The organism is Pseudomonas sp. 05N434 (assembly GCF_056396965.1).
Window position 1 is genome coordinate 1 of record NZ_JBFTMK010000812.1, and the last position, 1,518, is coordinate 1,518.

Consider the following 1,518-nt stretch of genomic DNA (forward strand, 5'->3'; position numbering starts at 1 on the left):
CACTTGAATCAGCGACAGAAGGTAATTAGCAGCTATGCGGACCCAATAAAAAGGGGAACCGGGTCAATCACAACCAGATTCCCCAATTACTTCAAAGAAGACCTTCAACTCCATTACGAGTGAAGATCCAAAACCTCAACCAAACAAATCGAACGCGTCACCATTGGCGGTCTTGAAATGCTCAATGGTAGTGAAGCCTGCGTACCAGTCCTGCAGTTTCACACCATGGTCGGGCACAGCGCCTTGAGTATCAAAGCGATCGTAGAGATAGAGATCATTGTCAACTCGCATGAGCTGCAAGTCGGCTGCGGAGTTGACATTGTTCAATATCAGCGTGTCATTGATGCTTGTTCCGTCATCGCGGATAGTCACCAACTTACTGGTATTAACGGTATAGGTATCATCGCCCTCTCCACCGTTGGCAAAGCCTCCAGACTTCATGTTCCAGGCGAATTCACCCTTCACGTTCAGGGTCAACTTGTCATTGCCGACGCCGCCGAGCAACACGAAGTTGTCACCGGTGCCGCTCAAAATATCGTCGCCGTCACCGCCATCGGCCGTGCCGCTGACCACCGTGAGGCTATCGTTGCCAGCTTCGCCAAAAGCCATGGTTCCACGATCATCGGCAGCACTGGTGATGACATCGCCACCATTGCCGCCATACAGCATGTCGGCCTGAGGCCCGTTTGCTACACCGCCAAGGGAGAATGGCCCGATCTGGGAGTACAAACCGCCGTAGATGGTATCGCCACCGTCGCCGCCATAAACCAGATCATTGCCCAGACCACCCTCAAGGTAGTTCCCGACCGCATCACCGGTCAGCGTGTCGTCGAAGTGGCTGCCCACTACGCGTTCGATGTTGAGCAAGACGTCGCCTTGCGCATCGCCACCCTGAGTGACCCCGGTCTGTAGGTTGATATTCACGGCAGTTGCGCTGTTGATGTACCAGGCGCTGTCCAGCCCTTCACGCCCATCGATCCGGTCGGCACCGGCGCCACCGATGAAAATGTCGCTGCCAGTGGATCCCGACAGCGTGTCGTCAAAACTGCTGCCCTGGAAAATCTCGATCCCGGTGAAGGTATCGCCAGCGGCATCGCCCGCATTGACATTGGTTTTCAAATCTATTGTCACGGCAGTGGTGGATTGTTCATAGCTGACCAGGTCCTGACCGGCTGCGCCGTCCAACCCCATGGCAGTGGTGCCACCGATGAAGATGTCGTTGAGCGCGGTCCCACGGAGGGTTTCGATATCGACGTAAGTATCGCCAGCCGCGATACCGGAGTGGATGCCTGTCATCAAGTTAAGGGTCACCGCCACGGTGCTGTCGGTGTAGCCGACAGTGTCCATACCGGCGCCGCCGAAGAACTGGTCTGCACCGCCGCCACCAAACAGCACGTCATTACCGGCACCGCCGCTGATGATGTTGTCGCTGGCGTTGCCGTAACCGGTAAAGGCTGCCGCCCCGGTATACGTCAGGCGCTCAACGTTGGCCGCCATGGAGAAAGTGGCGTAGCTGGT

At 56.4% G+C, this 1,518-nt stretch carries 1 protein-coding gene; it reads right to left on the bottom strand.

Annotation, left to right across the window (positions count from 1 at the left end):
• Positions 1–135 precede the first annotated feature (135 nt).
• A partial coding sequence (locus AC1DLB_RS29680; protein ID WP_477745556.1) for a calcium-binding protein occupies positions 136–1,518 on the bottom strand: 1,383 nt, incomplete at its 5' end.